General features: G+C 45.5%; 2 protein-coding genes. One reads left to right on the forward strand and one right to left on the reverse strand.

Annotated elements, in window-relative coordinates; all coding sequences use genetic code 11:
• Positions 1–105: 105 nt before the first annotated feature.
• Positions 106–1,491: an aldehyde dehydrogenase gene (locus tag F6K20_RS34740; protein ID WP_008184284.1), complete on the reverse strand. Its 1,386-nt coding sequence runs from the start codon at positions 1,489–1,491 to the stop codon at positions 106–108.
• Positions 1,492–1,755: 264 nt separating this feature from the next.
• Between F6K20_RS34740 and F6K20_RS34745 the strand changes: the two genes are divergently transcribed.
• Positions 1,756–2,298 (forward strand): ABC transporter permease (locus tag F6K20_RS34745; protein ID WP_502708916.1); only part of this gene is annotated, 543 nt, incomplete at its 3' end.

Consider the following 2,298-nt stretch of genomic DNA (forward strand, 5'->3'; position numbering starts at 1 on the left):
GGCGCTAGCTCCGAAGCTCCCGACTCCCGACTCCCGACTCCCGTTCCCCTCCTGGGAGGGGTTAGTGGTGGGTACCGACTCCCGACTCCCTAAAACGAAGAATGACTAACCACTAATAAATTTCTTGATCTGTTCGAGTTTGTCTTTGTAGGGAGCATAGCGCAACTGCAAATCCAGCCAGAAGGATTTCTTAAGCACGCTTTTTTGGTGAGAAAAGGTATCAAAACCAGCTTTCCCATGATAAGCACCCATGCCACTATCACCAACCCCACCAAATGGTAGGGAAGGAACATTTAGATGCATAACTGTTTCATTCAAGCAAACACCACCAGCAGAGGTCTGTTGCAAAACCTGCTGTTGCTTTGCTTTGTCTCTGGAGAAAAAATATAGCGCTAATGGTTTTGGTCTTTGGTTAACTATCCCAATGGCTTCATCTAAATTACTGTATTCAATCACAGGTAGAATCGGACCAAAGATTTCCTCTTCCATCACTTTATCCTCTAAGGAAATATTGTCGATGACCGTGGGAGCAATATAGCGGTCTTCTGGATTAGTTTGTCCACCAATTATGATGTCACCATCGTTGAGTAAGCTACTCAAACGCTGATAATGCTTATCACTGATAATCCGAGCATAATCTGGACTTTTGGCGGGATCGTCTCCATAAAATTTATGGATACAGGCTTTGATTTCCTGGAGTAAATCAGATTTAATCTCCCGATTGACCAGCAGATAGTCTGGTGCAACGCAGGTTTGACCGGCATTGAGAAACTTACCCCAAACAATTCGTTTTGCTGTAGTCTCTATCGGCACATCTGTCTCCACAATGCAGGGACTTTTACCCCCCAACTCTAGGGTGACGGGGGTTAGGTGTTTGGCAGCAGCAGTCATGATAATTCTGCCAACTTGGGTGCTGCCGGTGAACAAGATATGGTCGAATTTTTCTGCTAACAGTTCCTGACTAGTTTCTACTCCCCCTTCCACTACAGTAATATAGCTAGGGTCAAAGTTTTTCTGGATAATCTCTGCGATCGCACCAGAGGTGTGAGGGGAGATTTCAGAAGGTTTGATAACGCAACAGTTTCCCGCTGCGATCGCACCCACTAAAGGCGCAATGGCTAGAGCAAATGGATAGTTCCAGGGACTGATAATCAGTACTACTCCCAAGGGTTCGGGATAAATTTGACCCGAGCCTGGAAAATTTGCCATTGAGACCGGGACTCTTTTCGGCTTGACCCAGGATTTAATATGCTTGAGGGTGTGATCAATTTCCTGCACCAGGATAATTTCGGTAGCATAAGATTCAAATTCCGCCTTGTGCAGGTCGGCTTTCAAGCCTTCTAAAATGGCAGTATCATTTTCTAAAATAACTTGCTTGAGGCGCTTGAGTTGGGCGATCCGGAATGCCACATCTTTGGTTTTACCGGTGCTGAAAAAATTGCGCTGCTGAGCCAAAATATCCTTGACTTGACTGGTTTGTAGTTCAAGCATCTTAAAATTTAATCCCTGAACGGAAAAAAAAAATCATTTTGTTCTGGTTCAAGGTTAGCAATTATTTGATAGGATAGTTTATTGCTAAATACTTGCAAGAGTTTAGCGTAGGGTGGGTTAGGCGGCGAGTACTTTAAAAGCTCACCTTTGAAGAGATCTGTCCGCCGTAACCCACCAATATTCAGCGACTAATCGCTGTCTATACATTTACTTTATAAACAGCCTCTGAGTTCAGCTCCCTGAAAACATTCCTGAAAACTCCCGATGCCACTAAAAATTTCAGCACTATTGAGCGGTAACAAACCATGGCATCGTCTGGGTTTGCCTGGTTGGACAGTCTCCGTAATTGCGATCGCACTCCTGATTTGCGCACCAGTCCTATCTGTGCTGGGCAGTATGTTCTCCGATTCTTCGGAAGTATGGAGTCATTTAGTCTCCACTGTCTTAGGCAGTTACATTGTCAACTCCCTGTGGTTAATTATAGGTGTAGGTAGTGGAGTATTAATCCTTGGGGTTTCAACAGCATGGCTAGTAACCATGTGTCGCTTCTGGGGAAGCCGGGTGTTTGAATGGGCTTTACTACTGCCTCTGGCAGCACCAGCCTATTTACTTGCCTATACTTACACCAATATGCTGGACTTTTTTGGACCCGTACAGACCTGGCTGCGGCAGCTGTTTGGCTGGACTAGCGTGCAGGATTATTGGTTTCCCAATGTCCGGTCTCTGTGGGGTGCGATCGCAATGTTGTCTCTGGTGCTCTATCCCTACGTTTACCTAATCACCAGGGTAGCGTTCCTAGAGCAATCA

The organism is Moorena sp. SIO2C4 (assembly GCF_010672485.1).
In the GTDB taxonomy this organism is placed as follows: domain Bacteria; phylum Cyanobacteriota; class Cyanobacteriia; order Cyanobacteriales; family Coleofasciculaceae; genus Moorena; species Moorena producens.

Excerpts from the sequence above, each read along its gene's own strand:
- F6K20_RS34740 (WP_008184284.1), bottom strand. The coding sequence starts at position 1,491 with ATGCTTGAACTACAAACCAGTCAAGTCAAGGATATTTTGGCTCAGCAG.